At 64.9% G+C, this 18,076-nt stretch carries 17 protein-coding genes and 1 tRNA gene; 13 read left to right on the top strand and 5 right to left on the bottom strand.

Annotated features, from left to right (window positions below; translation table 11 throughout):
- Positions 1-645: 645 nt before the first annotated feature.
- A tRNA-Ala gene (locus NP_RS06685) sits at positions 646-717 on the bottom strand.
- Positions 718-908: 191 nt separating this feature from the next.
- On the opposite strand from NP_RS06685, the gene NP_RS06690 reads away from it, so the two are divergent.
- From NP_RS06690 to NP_RS06700, 3 genes are read left to right on the top strand one after another with little or no spacing between them, the layout of a single operon-like run.
- Positions 909-1,325, top strand: a complete 417-nt coding sequence (locus NP_RS06690) for a cobalamin B12-binding domain-containing protein (protein WP_049939548.1) — start codon at positions 909-911, stop codon at positions 1,323-1,325.
- Positions 1,326-2,387, top strand: coding sequence for a methylmalonyl Co-A mutase-associated GTPase MeaB (gene meaB / locus NP_RS06695; protein ID WP_011323072.1), 1,062 nt, complete (start codon positions 1,326-1,328; stop codon positions 2,385-2,387).
- 24 nt (positions 2,388-2,411) lie between these two features.
- Positions 2,412-3,335 (top strand): alpha/beta fold hydrolase, encoded by a 924-nt coding sequence (locus NP_RS06700; protein ID WP_011323073.1) that lies wholly within the window; start codon positions 2,412-2,414, stop codon positions 3,333-3,335.
- Here NP_RS06700 and NP_RS06705 read toward each other — a convergent pair.
- Entirely contained in the window at positions 3,332-4,354 is a 1,023-nt protein-coding gene (locus tag NP_RS06705; protein WP_011323074.1) for a response regulator, read from the bottom strand. The genes NP_RS06700 and NP_RS06705 overlap by 4 nt on opposite strands.
- Positions 4,355-4,453: 99 nt before the next feature.
- Positions 4,454-5,044 (bottom strand): sulfite oxidase-like oxidoreductase, encoded by a 591-nt coding sequence (locus NP_RS06710; protein WP_193763570.1) that lies wholly within the window; start codon positions 5,042-5,044, stop codon positions 4,454-4,456.
- 221 nt (positions 5,045-5,265) lie between these two features.
- Here NP_RS06710 and NP_RS06715 point away from each other — a divergent pair, with 221 nt between their 5' ends.
- From NP_RS06715 to menE, 10 genes are all read left to right on the top strand, one after another.
- Complete coding sequence (locus NP_RS06715) at positions 5,266-5,478, top strand: ribbon-helix-helix domain-containing protein (protein ID WP_011323076.1); 213 nt, start codon at positions 5,266-5,268, stop codon at positions 5,476-5,478.
- 82 nt (positions 5,479-5,560) lie between these two features.
- A complete protein-coding gene (locus NP_RS06720; protein ID WP_011323077.1) occupies positions 5,561-5,839 on the top strand; it encodes a UPF0058 family protein in 279 nt (92 codons plus the stop codon).
- Positions 5,840-5,882: 43 nt separating this feature from the next.
- Positions 5,883-7,220, top strand: a complete 1,338-nt coding sequence (locus NP_RS06725; protein WP_011323078.1) for an isochorismate synthase — start codon at positions 5,883-5,885, stop codon at positions 7,218-7,220.
- Between the two features lie 4 nt (positions 7,221-7,224).
- A complete protein-coding gene (menD, locus tag NP_RS06730; RefSeq protein WP_011323079.1) occupies positions 7,225-8,985 on the top strand; it encodes a 2-succinyl-5-enolpyruvyl-6-hydroxy-3-cyclohexene-1-carboxylic-acid synthase in 1,761 nt (586 codons plus the stop codon).
- Positions 8,982-9,347 carry a hypothetical protein gene (locus NP_RS06735; RefSeq protein ID WP_011323080.1) on the top strand — a complete coding sequence of 122 codons (366 nt, stop codon included), beginning with the start codon at positions 8,982-8,984 and terminating at the stop codon, positions 9,345-9,347. Before menD ends, NP_RS06735 begins: the two co-directional genes overlap by 4 nt.
- Positions 9,348-9,421: 74 nt before the next feature.
- Positions 9,422-10,309: a 1,4-dihydroxy-2-naphthoyl-CoA synthase gene (locus NP_RS06740; protein WP_011323081.1), complete on the top strand. Its 888-nt coding sequence runs from the start codon at positions 9,422-9,424 to the stop codon at positions 10,307-10,309.
- Positions 10,310-10,369: 60 nt separating this feature from the next.
- Positions 10,370-11,077: a transducer protein gene (locus tag NP_RS14575; protein WP_011323082.1), complete on the top strand. Its 708-nt coding sequence runs from the start codon at positions 10,370-10,372 to the stop codon at positions 11,075-11,077.
- 98 nt (positions 11,078-11,175) lie between these two features.
- Positions 11,176-12,114 (top strand): 1,4-dihydroxy-2-naphthoate polyprenyltransferase, encoded by a 939-nt coding sequence (locus NP_RS06750; RefSeq protein ID WP_148215437.1) that lies wholly within the window; start codon positions 11,176-11,178, stop codon positions 12,112-12,114.
- Positions 12,114-13,118: an o-succinylbenzoate synthase gene (locus NP_RS06755; protein WP_011323084.1), complete on the top strand. Its 1,005-nt coding sequence runs from the start codon at positions 12,114-12,116 to the stop codon at positions 13,116-13,118. The genes NP_RS06750 and NP_RS06755 overlap by 1 nt, the downstream gene beginning before the upstream one ends.
- Positions 13,119-13,132: 14 nt before the next feature.
- Entirely contained in the window at positions 13,133-14,599 is a 1,467-nt protein-coding gene (gene menE, locus NP_RS06760) for an o-succinylbenzoate--CoA ligase (RefSeq protein WP_011323085.1), read from the top strand.
- Here menE and NP_RS06765 read toward each other — a convergent pair whose 3' ends face one another.
- Both NP_RS06765 and NP_RS06770 read right to left on the bottom strand, forming a co-directional pair.
- Complete coding sequence (locus tag NP_RS06765; RefSeq protein ID WP_011323086.1) at positions 14,600-15,427, bottom strand: amidohydrolase family protein; 828 nt, start codon at positions 15,425-15,427, stop codon at positions 14,600-14,602.
- The gene (locus NP_RS06770) at positions 15,424-17,997 is read right to left on the bottom strand and encodes a PAS domain S-box protein (RefSeq protein ID WP_011323087.1); all 2,574 of its coding nucleotides are present in this window, start codon (positions 17,995-17,997) and stop codon (positions 15,424-15,426) included. Before NP_RS06770 ends, NP_RS06765 begins: the two co-directional genes overlap by 4 nt.
- Positions 17,998-18,076: the final 79 nt, after the last annotated feature.

Raw genomic sequence — 18,076 nt, forward strand, 5'->3', positions numbered from 1 at the left:
GACTCGTGGCTATGACATAAATCTAGTCTACTACTTCATCAAAGACGACTGAGCGAAGCGAGTAGACTCGCTGGGATTTACAGCGGTAGCGAGGCAAAAGCCCACTCGTTTACGGGTGTGGATGAAGCCGACAACTAGAACCCTCTCCACGAGATCGAGCCATCCCGGAGTTTTATTCTCAATCGGGACGTAGCCATGACCACGCCGAGGCGGTTTCGCCGCCCTGGTAAACGGATAATATCGGGATTCGGGCCACGCCACGTCTGGAGGAACCCCCTTTGGGCCGCTGGCTGTGGATGCCGAACAGCACGGTAACTCTGAATCCCATGCCGGGATAGGAGTACCGGCGGCTTGGCCCCGCCAGGAGTTCTGGTCATGCCGACTGGACTGCAAACCTGAAACTCCCAACCAAGCGGTGCGGTGCCGTGGGAATCCCACCCCGTTCACGGGGGGGAGGAGGTCAACCCAGAACCAGACATCTTGCCCGTCGCTTCGCTCCTGCGCGAGCTGCGACTGGTAGGGATTCAAATCCCGCTTCGACTATTCTCGCTCGTAGAAATCGCTCCGATGGACTCGCCGGGACTGAGCAAACCCGATGGGTTTGCGACGGTCGGCGAGAGAATGAGTCGAGCGAAGCGAGACGAATGGACTCGCCGGGATTTGAACCCGGGGCCTTCCCCGTGCCAGGGGGATGATCTACCGCTGATCTACGAGCCCTCGAACGCAACAGGTTGTACCGGGGTGGAATTGATAAACCCATCGAACTGCTGGAGGGCGTGTGAACGGAAGCCACAGTTGTGACGGGTTTGTTGACGGGCGTTCCAACCGTACTTTAGAAAACACAAATCCGTCGATAATCCGCCGCCCACTCCGTTAGAGTCAAACACCTACCGGTGGTAATGTGGGGCATGAGCACGGAGGGAGAACAGCGGACGATTCGGTGTCTGGTGGCGAAAGTCGGCCTCGACGGCCACGACCGTGGGGCCCACGTCATCGCCCGAGCGTTCCGTGATGCCGGCTTCGAGGTCATCTATTCGGGGCTGCACAACTCGCCGGACGAAATCGTACAGGCGGCCGTCCAAGAGGACGTCGACGTACTGGGTATCTCGATTCTCTCGGGGGCACACGACACGCTCGTCCCGAAGATACTCGATGGGCTCAAAGAGTACGACGCCTTCGAGGACACGCTCGTCATCACCGGCGGTATCATCCCCGACGAGGACCACGACGAACTCTACGACGCCGGCGTCGACGAGATATTCGGTCCCGGGGCCTCGATGGAAGAGACGATAACGTTTGTCCGTGAAAACGCCCCCGAGCGATAGATGTCGGACGACGAAACGCTCATCGAGGAGCTGCTGGCCGGCAAGCATCGTGCGCTCGCCCGCGTGATAACGAAAATCGAGGACCGAAGCCCCGGCTATCGGGACCTGGTGTCGTCGCTGCATGCCCACACCGGCAACGCTGAGGTCATCGGCATCACGGGCTCTCCCGGCGCCGGAAAGTCGACGCTTGTCGACAAAATGGCCGCGACCTACCGCGAGCGCGGCGAGACAGTCGGCGTCATCGCCATCGACCCCTCGTCGCCTTTTACCGGCGGAGCGGTGCTCGGCGACCGCATCCGGATGGCTTCGAACGTCGGCGATATGGATGTCTTTTTCCGGTCGATGTCCGCCCGCGGCTCGCTCGGCGGGCTCTCGACGGCGACGACTGATGCGGTCAAGGCGCTCGATGCCTTCGGCAAGGACAAAATCATCGTCGAGACGGTCGGAGCGGGCCAAAACGAAATCGAGGTCGTCAAAACCGCCGACACGGTGGCGGTGCTTGTCCCGCCCGGGTCCGGCGACGACGTCCAGATGCTCAAGGCCGGTATCCTCGAAATTGCCGATGTTTTCGTAGTCAACAAGGCAGACCTCGATGGAGCCGACCGGACGGTAATGGAGCTTCGGGAGATGGTCGAGATGCGTGATAACTCGCCGATGGCAGGCCACCACGGCGCGGATACCATCGATATCGGTGGCGGAACTGACGACCCGGACGGCGACGCGGACGGCTGGGAGCCGCCGATTGTCGAGACGGTCGCAAAGAGCGGCGACGGCGTCGAGGAGTTCCTCGGTGTGCTTGCCGACCACGTCGAGTGGCTGAAGGAGACCGGCGAGCGACAGACACAGGTCGAAAAGCGCTACGCCGCCGAGATTCGGACCCTACTGCGGGAGGATACGGCGACCCTTCTCGAAGCGGAAATCGAAGCCCGTGGCGGCCTCGACCAGTACGTCCAGCAGGTGCTACAGCGGGAGACAGACCCCTACACTGTCGCTGACGACATCGTTGAGCCACTGGCCGACTGCGTCCGGAAGCGCCGCGAGCACGAAGACGACTATACATAAGCGGTCGGGTGCTGACGGGGCAGTATGGCCCCGAAACACCTGGTCCGCAACGCTGCGGTCGGTCTTGGTGCGGTGGTTGTCGGCAACCGCCTCCTCCGCTGTTCTCCGGAGACGCTTGCCCCGCCGCTTGCGAGGACACAACAGACCTACGAGTGGCAGCACCGCGACGTCGCGTACACGGAAGCCGGCGACCCCGACGCGCCGGACCTCGTGTTGTTGCACGCCCCCGAGTTGCCCCGGTCGAGCCACGAGTTCCGGTACGTCATCGACGCGCTGTCGGAGACCCACCATGTTTTCGCCCCGGACCTGCCCGGGTTCGGTCGCTCGGCGCAGCTTCCCGAGACGTACGACGCCGAGGGGTACAGTGGGTTTCTGCAGTCGTTTCTATCGGACATGACAGAACAGCCCACCGTCGTCGCCGCCTCGGTCACAGCAGCGTACGCAGTCGCCGCCGGGACGGATGCCAACGCAGCGACCGATATCGATGAGTACGTTCTCATCTGCCCGACGACGACGGCCCCGCAGACTACCCGTCGGCTCGCACCGGCGTACTCGCTCCCGGTCGCCGGGGAGGCGTTCCGGAACGTCACGATGTCGAAGCCGATGCTCCGATACCGGTTCGGAACCGATGGTTTCGCGGAACCGTCGGCGATGACAGCCGAGTGGCTTCGGTACAGCTGGCAGGCGTCCCACCGGCAGGGTGGCCACCGGCTGCTGGCGGCACGCGCTGCTGGGCGACTAGATTCGGATATCGACCTCGGGTCGGTGCTGTCGGAAACTGCGACGACGACAACGCTTCTGTGGGGCCGGGAAGCCGACAGCCCGCCGGTCGCTGCGGGGCGGCGGCTGGCGACGGCCGCGGACGCCCGGCTCGTCGTCTTTGAGAACGCAGCGACGCTGCCGCACGCAGAACACCCGGAGCCGTTCGTCGAGCTATTCGACGCCTAAGAGAGTTCGATGGACACCGGCACCGAAGACGGCGGGTTCTGGTCGAGGAGTTCACGGATAACCTCCAATTCGTCACGGACCCGCTCTTTGTCGCCTGCGTCGAGTGCCTCACGGGCGCTCGTCAGGCGGCTCTGTGCCGACCGGACGGACTCGCTTTGGTCCCGTGCCCACTCGCTTGTCAGCTCGTGGCCGAGCCAGTCGCCGAGCAGCTCAACGAAGGCCCGCTCCCAGGCAGTAAACTCGCTTCGCGGGCCGCTATCGCAGAAACACAGCGTGCCGTACCGCTGGTCGCCGACGTAGACTGGTGTTCCAACGTAGGCTGAGAACCCCTCATTGGGTTCGGCTTTCTCGCCGGTCGCGACGGCGACGATGCCGCTGCCGTCGACAGTCAATCCGTCGATGTCGTCTGCGAGCGGGATTTCGCCGTCGGTTTCGAACGGGAGGTCGTCGCTAACGCTTTCGACAAGCTGTTCGCCATTGTCTCCGTCGTGTTCGACCACGGCACTGTACTCCAGCTCCAGCGTCTCGCGGCCGAGTTCGAGCAGCTCCTCGATTGGCGTTGAGACGCTATCAATGACAGTTCGCGCGAGCTGGCGGAGTGCGGACTCGCGGCGTTGGACAGCTTCTTCAGCGCGGTAGCGCGCGGCGACGTTTTCGATGCGGTTTGCGAGAACCCGCCACTGTTCGGAGCCGCGGCGCTTGCGGAAGTAGTCAGTAACGCCCTCGGAGACGGCTTCGCTGGCTATCTCCTCGCTCCCCCGAGCGGTAAACAGGATAAACGGAATGTTCGGGTCCATCTCGCGAACGTACTGCAGCAACTCCAGACCGTTCATCTCCGGCATGTGGTAGTCGCTAACCACGCAGTCGATATCGTCGGCTTCGACGGCTTCGAGCGCGTCGTTCGGGTCGGTCTCGACACGAACCGAGAACTCCTCGCGGAGCGACCCGAGCTGGCTCGCCATGAGGTCGGCCAGCGAGGGGTCATCGTCGACTAGGAGGACGCGAACAGGACCGGCCATAGCGAAACGCCGTGGCAAAGCCGGTTAACCCTTCCGGCCATTCGGACTGCCGAAACCGTTCATGGTCCGCGTTAGCACTGCTGTCGGCAGTTTCGCCGGCTACGCATATCGCTCTTCATTCCACGGATTCGCCGTCTGCGAATACCCCCGTTTCTCCCAGTACCCACGTTCCGGCTCGGTCAGGAATTCGACTCCGGAAACCCATTTTGCGCCCTTGTAGGCGTAGCGATGCGGCACGACGACCCGGAGCGGACCGCCGTGGTCTGCGGGCAACGGCTCGCCGTCAAGCTCCCACGCAAACAGCACCTCCCGACGGTCACACGCCGACAGCGGGAGGTCAGTCGTATACCCGTCGTGGGCGTGGAACATGACGTGTGTCGCCGACGGCTGGACGCCGGCGTGGTCTGCGAGCGTAGGGAACGGGACTCCAGTAAAGACACAGCCGAGCCGCGACCAGCCGGTAACACAGTGGAAGTCCTGCCGTTGTGTTTCCGCTCCGAGGTCCGCTAGCTCAGCGGCCGAAAGCGAACATGGCTCGTCGACGGCACCCCACACCTCAAGCGTCCAGTCGTCCGGTACCGACGGCGTCTCGCCCTTCGAGAGGACGGGAAACTCGCTGGTTTCCCGCTGTCCCGGCGGAAGCCGGTCCTCGCCGAAGGACTCGTACAGATCCGTAACGTCTCTCATCACCCACGGTATGAGCGTGCGGAAAGTAGGCGTGTCGCTTCGGTAGCCGCCGTGAGCAATCGAGTCCGGGGCGCCTGAGCGTCCGGTAGAGCGACAGTCTGGCTTTCGGAGACGTGAATCGTGTTTCAAAAATATACTTTCGGTATCCGGGACCTCGATTTTGCGCCAGGCGAAAAATCCCCGACAGTATTAAATACCCCATACACAAAGCAACAGGTAATCCGATGCCGAAGGTACAACTCACCATTCCAGAGCATCTCGAGATGCAGATCGCCCAGCTCGTCGAGGAAGGCGAGTTCGTAAACCGGGAGGAGGCCATCGAGGAACTACTGTCGACCGGACTGCGGGCGTACAAGACGAGCGGCCCGATGGACGACGAAGACCCCGGCCTCGAAGAAGACGGGATGATGGGCCACGACGACGAGTACGTCTTCTGAGAGCGTCTCGGCGGCGACGAGCCGTGCGTGTGCTCCACGTTCCCGCACAAAGGTTAAAGAGTTCCTCCCAATACGCACAAATATGCACAAAGACGAGCTTCTGGAGCTACACGCCAAGATGGTCTCCATCATGGAGCACTTCCGTGAGATGGACGAAATCGACGCCTCCGTCTTCGACGGCTACGACGAACTCGACGTGACGCCCGACGACGTCCACAAGTCAAAAAGCGAGCACAAACACGCTGTTTTCGTCCTCGGGAACGCGCTGGCGGAGGTCATGGCCGAAGACGAGTTCTCCGATGCGGGCCGCATCGGCAAGCGGATGCAGGAGCTGGCCGACGACGCGGAGTCGAAACTGTAGGAGACGGACACGTCTAAGGCGGTGGGGTTCCTAGTACGTGTTGATGGAACCTCTGCGGAGCACGGAGCTGTGCCCCGACGAAACCCAACTCGTCAGCCGGAGCCGTCGGCTTTCGGCGCCGCCGGACCCGCGGACGGCGCTGTCGATGGCCGACGCTCCGCGAACGCTTTGGGCGGCTCCCGACGAAGCGACCGTCGTCGGCAGTGGTGCTGCTGAGACAATCCGCGCCGACGGTAACGACCGGTTCCGTGCCGTCCGCGAGGCCGCAAACGAGCTTTTTGCTACCGGCGACGTTCATGCCGGAACACTTTCAGCGCGCCCTCGGCTGTTCGGTGGGTTCGCCTTCCACGACGAGCACGACCCGGCGGGTCCGTGGCGCGGCTTCCCTGGCGCGCGGTTCGTGCTCCCCGAAACACAGCTCACCTACGCCGAGGACGGAACGTGGCTCACGGTCCACGGTGTCGGCCGTGATGTCGAGGCTGTCGAGTCGGCACTAGAGGCCGCTGCTGACCGCTTCGATGGCGCGACAACCCCCCGACCGCCAGCCGGCCCGCCCGGAATCGAACGCAGAGAGCGAACGACCTCGAAAGACCGGTGGCGAGAGAGCGTCACCGCTGCAATCGACCGCATCGAGGCCGGCGAGCTCCGGAAAGTCGTGCTGGCGCAGGCGTTACAGACGGCGCTGAGCCGACCGGTCTCACTGCCGGATGTCCTCACGCGGCTTGCCGACACCTATCCTGACTGTTATCGGTTTCTCATTGAGCCGGATGACGGTGGGGCCGGCTTCTTCGGGGCGACACCGGAGCGGCTCGTCGGCCGACGCGGCCGCACCGTCGAGACAGGCGCGCTCGCTGGGACAACGGGGCGCGGCGACACGCCCCTCGAAGACGAATGGTTGGCCGAGGAGCTGCGCTCCGATGCCAAGAACGTTCACGAACACGAACTTGTCGCCGACGCTATCCGGGACCAGCTACAGCCCTACGCTGCCTCCGTCCGTACCGGCGAGCGCGGCGTCCGGCGGCTGGCGACCGTCCAGCACCTCGAAACGCCGATAACCGCCGAACTCGCCGCCGACGAGCACGTGCTGTCGCTTGTCGAAGCGCTGCATCCGACTCCGGCGGTCGGCGGTCTGCCGCCGGACAAGGCGCTTGCGACGATTCGCGACACCGAGCCGTTCGAACGCGGTTGGTATGCCGCCCCGGTCGGCTGGTTCGACGCCGCGGGCAACGGCTCCTTCGCTGTCGCCATTCGCTCGGCGGTCGCCCACGGTGAGGCCGCGACGCTCTTTGCCGGCGTCGGCATCGTGGCGGATTCCGACCCCGACCGCGAGTGGGACGAGGTCCAGCTCAAATACCGGCCGATACTCGACGAACTGGAGTGACGGAATGGCGACACCGAACGTCAATACGCTGTGGGGACAGACTGTCGCCGACGAACTCGCGACGGTCGGCATCGAGACGGCAGTTCTCGCGCCCGGGAGCCGGTCGACGCCGCTGGCGGTTGCATTCGCCCAGCACGATGATATCGAGGCGGTGTCGCTGCTCGACGAGCGGTCGGCAGCGTTTTTCGCGCTCGGCTACGCCAAGCGAACCGGACAGCCGGCGCCGTTAGTCTGTACGTCCGGGACGGCACTGGCGAACTTTCATCCGGCCGTCATCGAGGCCGATACAGCCCGAGTACCGATGGTCCTGCTGACGGCTGACCGGCCGCCGGAACTCGCCGACAGCGGCGCAAACCAGACTATCGACCAGGCCGACCTCTACGGCGATGCCGTCCGTTCCTATCGGACGCTTCCGGAGCCCGAGGCTGCCGCCCGAAAACTCCGGTCACTCCGGACGACGCTCTGTCGGGCGGTCGGTACGGCGACCGGCACTGAGCCGGGACCGGTGCATCTCAACGTCCCGTTCCGGAAACCGCTGGAGCCGCTCGCGGCAGCCGAGCCGCCGGCCGGCGTCCCCGACGGTGCGGTCCCGGACGGCTTCGCTACCGAGAACCCGCTCGCGGCTCGCGGGCGGGACGGACCCTTCGTCGAGGTTCACAGCGGCTGTACCGACCCGTCGGCCACAACCGTGGATGAACTGGCGACTGCCGTCGAAGCCGCTGCCAGCGGACTCATTGTCTGTGGACCGACCGACCGGCCGGCCCCCGACGCCGAGTCGCTCGTGGCGCTGGCGGATGCGACCGGCTTTTCTGTCTTCGCCGACCCGCTTTCGGGCCTTCGGTTCGGCCCGCACGTCGATGACGCTCCCGTCTGTGGTGGCTATGACGCCTACCTACCGGCGCTCGAACAGACGCCGGAGGTCGTCATCCGGTTCGGTGCGTCACCGACCTCGAAACCGCTCAGACAGTATCTCAGGGACGCCGACGCCCGCCAGTTCATAGTTGACCCCGCTGGCGGCTGGCGCGAGGCGACCTTTACCGCGACTGACCTCGTCGTCGCGGACGAAACGCGGTTAGCGACCGCTGTGGCCGACGCCGTCGACCGCACGCCCGGCTCGTACGCTGACCGGCTGGCAGAGCTAGAGCCCGGCTACTGGCGGCTCGTTGAGGGGGAAGAACCACAGGAGGGGGCGATGCTCGCTGACGCCGTCGCGCTCGCGCCCGACCCGTCGACGGTCTTCGTCTCGAATTCGATGCCCGTTCGGGACCTTGACCGCTTTGGCGCACCGCAGGCAGCGTCGCTTTCAGTCCTCGGCAACCGCGGCGCATCGGGCATCGACGGAATCGCCTCGACAGCGCTCGGGGCCGGGTTCGGGACAGACGACCCGCTCGTCGCCGTGACGGGTGACCTCGCCTACTACCACGATATGAACGGGCTGTTGGCCGTCTCGCGGGCCGGTGTGGACGCGACAATCGTCTGCATCAACAACGACGGCGGCGGCATCTTCCATGTCCTCCCCATCGAGGCTCACGAGAGCTTCGACAAGTGGTTCCGGACGCCGCACGGGCTTGATTTCGAGCCGTCAGCAGCGCTGTACGACATTGAGTTCGCCCGTACCGACAGCCGCGAGGGGTTCCGGTCGCTGTACTCGGAGGCCGTCGGAAGCGGGGAGACACAGGTCATTGAAGTACAAACCGAGAGCGGACACAACCACGCCGACAGGACGGCGCTTCGGGAAGCGGTCGTTGAGGAGCTGGGCAGATGAGCGACACGGGCTCGCTGCGCGCGGAGGTCGCTGCCGCCTTCGATGTCGGTACGTGGCTGTTTTCGACGGTTGCGGCGCTCGTCGGTTTTGTGGTCGGCCTCGAAGCCGTCGGCTCAACGCCGGGGGCCGTCGCCGCCGCGTTCCTCGCTGCCGCCGCTGCGACGCTTCTCGGCCGATTGGATGCCCCGACGCCCGCATCACTCGATGACCGACTGGCGGGGAAAACCGCCGTCCTCGTCGTTGCGGTGGTCGCCGGCGGGCTAGCCATTGCCCGCCCGCTTGCCGGCATCGTCGTCGCCGTCGCCTGTTATTTGACCGTCTGGCTGCGTAGCTTTGCGCCGACGGCCGCCCCCGACCGCTAGGTCCGCGGCCGCTCGGCCATGCGGCTGGCAGCGCGACTGCCCATCTTTTTGCTCGCCGCGGCCGCAGGTCGGGTATGGTTTCGGAACTGTTCGACGAGGACCGCTGGGAGCCGATTACCGACGACTTTGAGGACATTACCTACCACCGGTCGACTGAGACCGGCGCGGTCAGAATCGCCTTCGACCGTCCAGAGGTGCGCAACGCCTTTCGCCCGGAGACGGTCGACGAGCTCTATACCGCGCTCGACCACGCCAAGCGCCAGACAGACATCGGCTGCGTGCTCTTGACCGGCAACGGCCCATCGCCGAAGGACGACGGCTGGGCGTTTTGCTCCGGCGGCGACCAGCGCATCCGCGGCGAGGCCGGCTACGAGTACGAGGACACGCCGGACGCCGAACAGCAGGACGCCCCGCGGCTTCACATTCTCGAAGTACAGCGGTTGATTCGACACATTCCCAAGCCGGTCATCGCGGTGGTCCCCGGCTGGGCTGTCGGCGGCGGCCACTCGCTGCATGTCGTCTGCGACATGACGTTGGCGTCCGAAGCACACGCGAAATTCCTCCAGACCGACCCCGATGTCGCATCCTTCGACGCCGGTTTCGGGTCGGCGTATCTCGCCCGACAGATCGGCCACAAAAAGGCCAGAGAGGTGTTCTTCCTCGGGAAAACCTACTCGGCCGACGAGGCCGTCGAGATGGGGATGGCAAACGAAGCCGTTCCCCACGAGGACCTCGAAGACGTCGCCCACGAGTGGGCCGAGCGCATTCTCTCGAAGTCGCCGATGGCTATCCGGATGCTAAAGTATGCGTTCAACATGGATTCGGATGGCCTCGTCGGCCAGCAGGTCTTTGCCGGAGAGGCAACCCGCCTCGGGTACATGACCACGGAAGCACAGGAAGGCAGAGACGCGTTCAACGAGAACCGCAAGCCGGATTTCGAGCAGTTCGACTGGCACTACTGAACCGGCAGCCGTTTTCTGCCGCCCATAAATTTATTACGTAATAGACAGTATTAAATTCTCATGGGAGACGACAGCACACCAGTCCGGGCGGTATTCGAACTCCAGCGGACCGCCATCGAAGGGACACAAGAGACGCTCGAACGCGGTATCGAAGTCCAGCGCCGGCTTAACGAGACCGCCGAATCGAACACGGATGCGGTCAGCGATATCGCCGAAGGGGGCGGCGATGTCGTCCGAGCCGGCATCGACACCTCGCTGGATGCCGCCGAGACAGCAATTCCGGAAGACGGCGACATCATCGGCGATGCCAGAGAAACAATTGACAAGCGCCTCGATGCTGCCGGCGACGTTCGCCGCGATGTCGCCGACGGCGTCGAGTCCGGGCTCGAAGAGTCCTTCGAGCTGACAGACGAGTTGCTCGCCGCCGCGCTCGATGTCGTCGACGGCGGTGCGGAGACGGCGCTGGAAGCCAACGAGGCCGCGGAATCGCAGGTCGCAGATGCCGTCGAGGAACTCGACGAAACGATGGACGACCTACAGGCCGCTGTTGAGGACCGCCTCGAAAGGACGGCCGAGGAGACGGAGTCAGACGACGCCGACAGCGACCACACAACCATCGAAATCGAGGACCTCTCGGAGGACACCGAGGAGAGCCCGGAAGCTGAAACCGACCCGGCGGCTGCTAGCGGTCAAGAAAGCGATAGCGAGTCGGCTGCCGACGACAGTGCGACCACCGTAGCCGACACGGACGCCGACACAGAGACGTAGGTGGATACACGCGGGAGTCGGATACCGCCTGTTTTTCGGCGTCGACACCGACGGGCGCAATCACCCCACTTATGGGCGCTGCCACCCGAGTTGCACCAATGACAGCGGCGGCTTCGTCGACGAAAGCGTGGCTCATGGCCGCACGGCCCCAAACACTTCCGGCGGGGGCGGCACCGGTCATCGTCGGCACCGGACTGGCGGTCTATCACGGCGTCTTTGCGCCGCTTCCAGCACTGTTCGCACTTTTCGGAGCGCTACTGCTACAGATCGGGACGAACTTCGCCAACGACTACTACGACGCCGTCCGCGGTGCCGATACCGAGGACCGAGATGGGTTCACCCGTGTGACAGCCGGCGGCCTCATTGAGCCGGCCGCGGTCAAACGGGCGATGTACGCCACGTTCGGCCTCTCGATGGTCATCGGGCTCTATCTTGTCGCCGTCGGCGGCGTTCCGATACTCGTCGTCGGGCTGGCGAGCATCGTCGCCGGCATCACCTACAGCGGCGGACCGCTCCCCTACGGCTACCGGGGGCTCGGCGACCTGTTCGTCTTCGTCTTTTTCGGGCTCGTCGCCGTTGCCGGAACCTACTACGTACAGGCGGCGGCTCACGGCGGTTGGTTCCCGCTGTGGATTCCCGAAGGAACGCTGCCGGCCGCCGCCGTCGTCGCCGGGCTCCCGGCGGCGGGCTTTTCGACGGCTATCCTCGTGGTCAACAACATCCGCGACCGCGAAACGGACGCCGAGGCCGGCAAGCACACGCTAGCAGTCATCCTCGGCTACCGGCTGAGCCGCATCGAGTGGAGCCTGATGGCCGGCCTCGGCTACGCCATCCCGGTCGTCTTCTGGCTCGATGGCTATCCGGCGACGGTGCTGCTGCCGCTTGTTACTGCGCCGCTTGCTATCGCCATCGGCCGGACGGTCTGGAACCGGACCGACGGCGAGGCGCTTAATCCGGCGCTGCAACGGACCGGGAAGCTGTTGTTCGCCCACTCGGTGTGTTTCGCGCTCGGATTCGCCGCTCCGGCGGTGATATGATGGACATCCAGCCGTTTTCACTGCCGCTTTCCTCACCGCTTTCGACCGCCGATGGCACGATTGAATCTCGTCGTGGCTTCCTCGTCCGGACCGAAATCGACGGCGTGGCCGGTGTCGGAGAGGCAGCCCCCCTTCCCGGCTGGACGGAATCGTACGACGCGTGCCAAGCGGCACTTTGCGGCGTCGAAAAGCCGAAACAGGCCCTCGAAGACAACGTCTTTGATGACACCCCCGCCGCGCGACACGCCGTCTCACTCGCAGTGGCTGATGCGGCGGCTCGGCGAGCCGGCGTCCCGCTGTATCGCCGCCTTGGAGCCGGCGAGCGCGTCGAATCAGTGCCGGTGAACGCGACGGTCGGTGACGGCTCCCCGTCGGCGACGGCCGAAGCCGTCGCCGACGCGGCTGCAGCCGGCTTCCCGGCGGCGAAAGTGAAGGTCGGCAACCGTTCGCTCGACGCGGACATCGAGCGCATCGAGGCGGTTCGGCAACGGTACCCGGACATCGAGCTGCGCGTCGACGCAAACGGGGCATGGGAGTTCGAGACGGCCCGCGAGGCGGTCGAGTCGCTTTCCGCACTCGGCGTCGCCGTCCTCGAACAGCCCCTCCCGGCCGAGGCGCTTGACAACCACCGACGGCTCCGCGGCCACGGCATCGATATCGCTCTCGACGAGGGGCTTCTCAGGCATGGCGTTGATGCCGCTATCGCCGCCGAAGCGGCTGACTGTCTCGTCTGCAAGCCGATGGCGCTTGGCGGGGTCGACATCGCCCGCTCAGCGGCCGAGCGGGCACGGGCAGACGGCTGGGATGTAATCGTCACGACGACTATCGACGGCGTGGTCGCTCGGGCGGCAGCAGTTCATCTCGCCGCCTCGGTTCCCGATGTCCGCCCGTGCGGGCTGGCGACCGGCGGTCGGCTGGCGTCGGACGTGGGTCCGGACGCCGCGCCAGTCAGTGACGGGACGGCAGCGGTGCCACAAGGAAAAGGAAATATCCCTCCGCTGTAAACGGTCGGTCTACGATGCGTGACTGGCTTGCGGTCCGGGCGGACGCCACACCGGGAGCGACGGCACTGGCCGTCGCTGACGGACCGGACCGCAGCTACGACGAACTCGACGAGCGCGTCGAGGTGCTGGCGGGGCGGCTGGCTGCTCTCGGCGTCGGCGTCGGTGACACGGTCGCCGTCTGTCTCGAAACCCGCCACGAGTTCGTCGTGGTAGTCCACGCCCTCCAGCGGCTTGGCGCGGTTCTGGTGCCACTACACACCGAGCAGACGCCCCCTGAACTCCGGACGCGGCTGTCGGCGGTACCCCCCGAAGCCGCTGTCTGCGGAGCGGCTACCGAGGCCGCCCTCACAGATGCTGCCGAGACGACGGTCGTCACCGTAGACGAACCGACCGCCGACGCGCGACCCCTGTCCGGTGTCACCCCCGAGCCGTTCGACCTCCCGGAGTGGGCGCTTGACGAGCCGCTTGCGGTGCTGTTTACCTCCGGAACGACCGGTGAACCGAAAGGTGTCGTACTGACGCTCGGCAACGTGCTTGCCAGCGCGACGGCCTCGGCGTTTCGGCTCGGCGTTCAACGCGGCGACTGCTGGCACGTTCCACTTCCGATGTACCACATGGGCGGACTCGCCCCCGTCTACCGGTCGGTCCTCTACGGGACGGCGTTGTCGGTACAGTCGACGTTCGACGCCGAAGCAACCGCGGAGCGCCTTCGAAACGTCGAGGCAACCGCCGTCTCGCTTGTCCCGACGATGCTCGAACGACTCATTGCGGTCGGCGACCTGCCCGACCTCCGGTTTGCGCTTGTCGGCGGCGCGCCGTGTCCGGCGTCGCTCGTCGAGCGCGCCCACGACCGTGGCGTGCCGGTCGCGCCGACCTACGGGATGACCGAGGCCGCCTCACAGATAGCGACCGCAGCGCCGTCGATGGCACGTGCCCACCCACACTCGGTCGGATACCCGTTGATGTTCGCCGAAGTCACCGTGGTCAACGACGAAGGCGTCGGCTGTGAGCCGGGGACCGTCGGCGATATCGTTGTCGACGGGCCGATGGTGACGCCGGGCTATCTCGACGACGAGACGACCGCTGCACGGTTTACCGCCCGCGGTCTCCGCACCGGCGACCGTGGTTACAGAGACGACGACGGCCGACTCCACGTCGTCGGTCGGAGTGACGACACCATCGTCACCGGCGGCGAGAACGTCGACCCCACGGAGGTCGAGGCGGCGCTCCGTGCTCATTCGGCCGTTGACGCGTGTGCTGTTGTCGGACTTGCCGACGACGAGTGGGGCCAACGGGTCGCCGCGCTCGTGGTATCCGACGGCGACGACACGACCCCTGATGCCCTCCGAGAGCACTGTCGCGAGCGGCTGGCCGGCTACAAGCTTCCCCGAACTATCGGCGTCGTTGACGCGCTACCACGGACTGCCTCCGGAACCGTCGACCGTGACGCCGCCCGCGACCGGCTTTCGGAGTGCCAATAGCTACGCCGTTCCCAGAAACCGGTCTGCGGCACCGCGGAAGAGCGCGTCTGTCGCCGCGGACGAGAGGTCACGAGCCAACAGCCCCGCACGCTCCGCACGGTATGCGTGTGGGATGTTCGGGAAGTCAGAGCCGTACATAATCTGTCCGGCGAACGTCTCGAAGACGCTGTTGTCGATGCTGTCGGCATCGAACGCCACGTACTCCGAATCCGCCATCGCGAAACTCGTATCGAGAAACGCCTGCTCGTTGTCCGCAAGCACCTCGAGGAATGCGTCGGTTTCGTAGGTCCCCATGTGCGCACAGCAGACGCTAACGTTGGGGTAGGAGGCACAAAATGCTCGAAATCGGTCGACGCCGACGTATGGTGACTCCTCGTACAGCGGCGCGGTTCCGGCGTGAAACAGCACCGACCGGTCCCGTTCGGCCGCGAGTTCGAAGGCGGGGGCTAAGCGAGGGTCGTCCGGGCTGCACTCTTGGACGGGACACTGGAACTTCAGCCCGCGTGCACCGCCGTCGAAGGCCGCCCGGACGACCTCCCGAACGTCGTCTTCCGGGTGGACCGTCGCGAACGGGACACACGCCTCGGAGGCAGCCGCCCACTCGAGAACCCAGTCGTTGAGGTCTGCGGCCATCCCCGGTCGGTGGGCGTACGGCAGTGAGATGTACCGTTCGACGCCCGCCGAGAGGAGCGTCTCCTCGATTGCTGTTGGGTCGGGCGAATGCTGGAACGACCAGCCCGCCTCGCCGCCGAGCGCCGAGCGGATGGCCTCCGTCAGCCGGCGGGGCAGGAGATGGACGTGGCAATCGGTCGCAGGTGCGAAGCTCATGCTGCCCGCCGGAGTTCGATTGTCACCACGCTCCCGCGTGGCTCGTTCGCCTCGAACGAGAGCCGGCCGTTCGAGCGTCGGACAATCCAGTTTACCAGCCAGAGCCCGAGGCCACTGCCATGATAGAGCGGCTCGATATCGCGTTCTCGGGTCAGCACGTTGACTTCCCGGTCGGGAATCCCGGGACCACGGTCGGCGACGCTGATGCGAACCACATCGTCGTCGGCGTCAACGCGGACCATCACCTCCGGTGTCCGACCGTCGTAATGCCGGATTGCGTTCTCGAGGAGTTCACTGACGGCTCGGCGGATGTTTTCTGTCCCGACTGCTGCCGCTTCGGCATCCGCTTCGAATTCGATGGCCGCGTCGGCGTGTGACTTCCGCGCCGCTTCGACCGCGCGTCTGCAGAGTTCACCGACTTCCAGGCGTGTCCGCTGTGGCGGGTCAGAGATAACCTCGACAATCTCGCGCTCTTTGTCCGCCGTCCGCAGGAGGCTCTTTCCCTCCTCGATGATAGTCCGGGCTGCGGGGGCGGCCTCGGGCACCTCGTCGCGAATGGTTTCGGCGTATCCGAGGATGGCCGTCATATCGTTGCGGAGGTTGTGGCGCAGCACCCGGTCGAGAACCCGTAGCTGCCGCGCCCGGTCGATTCGCTCCGAGATATCGATGGCGACGCCGACGAGCCGTTCCGGGTCACCAGCACCGTCGGTGAGCACCCGCGACCTCGCCAGAAGCCAGATGTACTCCCCGGACGTGTGTCGGAAACGGAACTCCCGTTCGAATCCGTCCTCCTGTGAGAGCGCATTCTCGACCGCCGCCCTGACTGTCTCTCTGTCGTCCGGATGGATGCGGTCGAGGAACCACCCGTGTGTGTCACCGTCGACTTCGGTGTCAAGCCCGACAAGGTCCTGCATCGAGTCGGTCAACTGCATCCGTCCCGAGTCCGCATCGAGTTCCCAGACGCCCGCATCGGCGGTGTCGATAGCCAGCGAGAGCCGGTGTTTGGTCCGTTCGAGCTCCTGCTCTCGTGTCTTCTGTTCGGTGATGTCCTGTACGATTCCAACGGCGCTTGTTGGATTGCCGTTATCGTCGAAGGTTAGCTCCGCCTTCTCGCGGACCCACCTGACGTCTCCATCGCCAGTGACGACACGGTGTTCGATGTCGTACGGAGCGCCTTCCTTTGCCTCCTGCCACGCCTGCCCGACGTGGTCGCGGTCTTCGGGGTGAATGTACGACATAAACGTCTCGTGGTCGATAGTGCCGCGGTCGCCATCGACACCCCACATCTCGTAGACCTGCTCGGACCAGTATATCTCATCCGAGGGAATCTCCTTTCGCCACCAGCCGATGTTACCGACCTGCTGGGCCTCCTCGAGGTGGATTTCCCGGTGTCGACGGTTGCTGACATCGCGAACGAAGGCGATGAACCGAGCGCCGTCGTCTTTCGCGGACTCGATTTTGCTGACCCAGACTTCGACAGGGTACGTAGTGCCATCCTTTCGCTGGTGTGTGCCCTGTACCTCTATCTTGTGTGTCGACCCCGTATCCATCGACCGCCAGCGTTCACGCAGCTTCTCGGGGTCGATTCCGATCTCGAAGTCGGGAACGGACATCGAAAGCAGCGTTTCGCGGTCGTAGCCGAGCATCTCGACGAGCATGCAGTTGACATCGAGCACCTCACCGTCGATGTCGTGAACCACGATTCCGTCGGGGGCCTGCTCGAAGAGCACCCGAAGCCGACGCTCGTTGAGCGCCCGCTGGTGCTCGCGCTCTTTCCGCTCTGTGATGTCGCGCTGGATGGCGACGAACCCGTCCGCCTCCCCCGTGTCGTCGACTATCGGCGCGACAGTCTGTTCGGCATGATAGTATTCTCCGGATTGCCGCTCGTTTACGATTTCCTCCTGCCATACGTCGCCCGCAAGAATCGTCTGCCACATGCGGGCGTAATAGGCGTCGTCCTGCTCGCCGGACCTGAGAATCCGTGGTGTCCGGCCGACGGCTTCGGAGCGCTCGTAGCCGGTCAGCGCCTCAAACGAAGGATTGACGTACTCTATTGTCCCGTCAGCATCGGTGATAAACACCGCGTCAGCCGCCTGTTCGACCGCCTGACGGAACCGCCGTGCCCGTTCCGTTGGACAGCCATCTCCGCCGCCAGCGCCTTCCTTACCGACGTCGCCGGCGTCCGCCCGACGACGTGTCGCGGTGGCAGCGATTCTGTCGGCTGCCTGTTCGTAATCCCGCGACGAGGCGAGCGGCAAACACGCCGTCGCGCCGGCATCGTAGACGCGTCGGGCGAGTTCGGTAGAAAAGGACTCGGCGAGACAGACGACCGGCAGTGACCCGTCGGCGTCGCTGACGCTCCGAACGGCCGCAGCAGCTGCGGCGTCTGTACGTGTGTCCGTCGCAACGGCGCAGTCGAATGATTCCGTCTCGGCAAGCGTACCTGCTTCCTCGGCGCAGCCGGTTGCATCGATAGTAATTGTAGGGAGCTCCGCTTCGAGAGCGGTCGCGAGCCGGGACCTAACCGACCCATCAGACCCGACATAGAGCACCCGGATATCGCGTTCCATCGCCTCGTGGTTGCCTTGGTGCAACCGAGGGTGCCGACTGTTTTCAACCCTTCTGTCGATTTTAGTAGCTGAAACGCCA

This window comes from Natronomonas pharaonis DSM 2160, from assembly GCF_000026045.1.
GTDB classification, from domain to species: Archaea; Halobacteriota; Halobacteria; order Halobacteriales; family Haloarculaceae; genus Natronomonas; species Natronomonas pharaonis.

Coding starts and splice junctions, on each gene's coding strand:
- NP_RS06700 (WP_011323073.1), top strand. CDS start 2,412: ATGGCCCCGAAACACCTGGTCCGCAACGCTGCGGTCGGTCTTGGTGCG.
- NP_RS06720 (WP_011323077.1), top strand. CDS start 5,561: ATGCACAAAGACGAGCTTCTGGAGCTACACGCCAAGATGGTCTCCATC.
- NP_RS06735 (WP_011323080.1), top strand. CDS start 8,982: ATGAGCGACACGGGCTCGCTGCGCGCGGAGGTCGCTGCCGCCTTCGAT.
- NP_RS06725 (WP_011323078.1), top strand. CDS start 5,883: ATGGAACCTCTGCGGAGCACGGAGCTGTGCCCCGACGAAACCCAACTC.
- NP_RS06755 (WP_011323084.1), top strand. CDS start 12,114: ATGGACATCCAGCCGTTTTCACTGCCGCTTTCCTCACCGCTTTCGACC.
- NP_RS06750 (WP_148215437.1), top strand. CDS start 11,176: ATGACAGCGGCGGCTTCGTCGACGAAAGCGTGGCTCATGGCCGCACGG.
- NP_RS06740 (WP_011323081.1), top strand. CDS start 9,422: ATGGTTTCGGAACTGTTCGACGAGGACCGCTGGGAGCCGATTACCGAC.
- menE (WP_011323085.1), top strand. CDS start 13,133: ATGCGTGACTGGCTTGCGGTCCGGGCGGACGCCACACCGGGAGCGACG.
- meaB (WP_011323072.1), top strand. CDS start 1,326: ATGTCGGACGACGAAACGCTCATCGAGGAGCTGCTGGCCGGCAAGCAT.
- NP_RS06705 (WP_011323074.1), bottom strand. CDS start 4,354: ATGGCCGGTCCTGTTCGCGTCCTCCTAGTCGACGATGACCCCTCGCTG.
- NP_RS06770 (WP_011323087.1), bottom strand. CDS start 17,997: ATGGAACGCGATATCCGGGTGCTCTATGTCGGGTCTGATGGGTCGGTT.
- NP_RS06765 (WP_011323086.1), bottom strand. CDS start 15,427: ATGAGCTTCGCACCTGCGACCGATTGCCACGTCCATCTCCTGCCCCGC.
- NP_RS06690 (WP_049939548.1), top strand. CDS start 909: ATGAGCACGGAGGGAGAACAGCGGACGATTCGGTGTCTGGTGGCGAAA.
- NP_RS14575 (WP_011323082.1), top strand. CDS start 10,370: ATGGGAGACGACAGCACACCAGTCCGGGCGGTATTCGAACTCCAGCGG.
- NP_RS06715 (WP_011323076.1), top strand. CDS start 5,266: ATGCCGAAGGTACAACTCACCATTCCAGAGCATCTCGAGATGCAGATC.
- menD (WP_011323079.1), top strand. CDS start 7,225: ATGGCGACACCGAACGTCAATACGCTGTGGGGACAGACTGTCGCCGAC.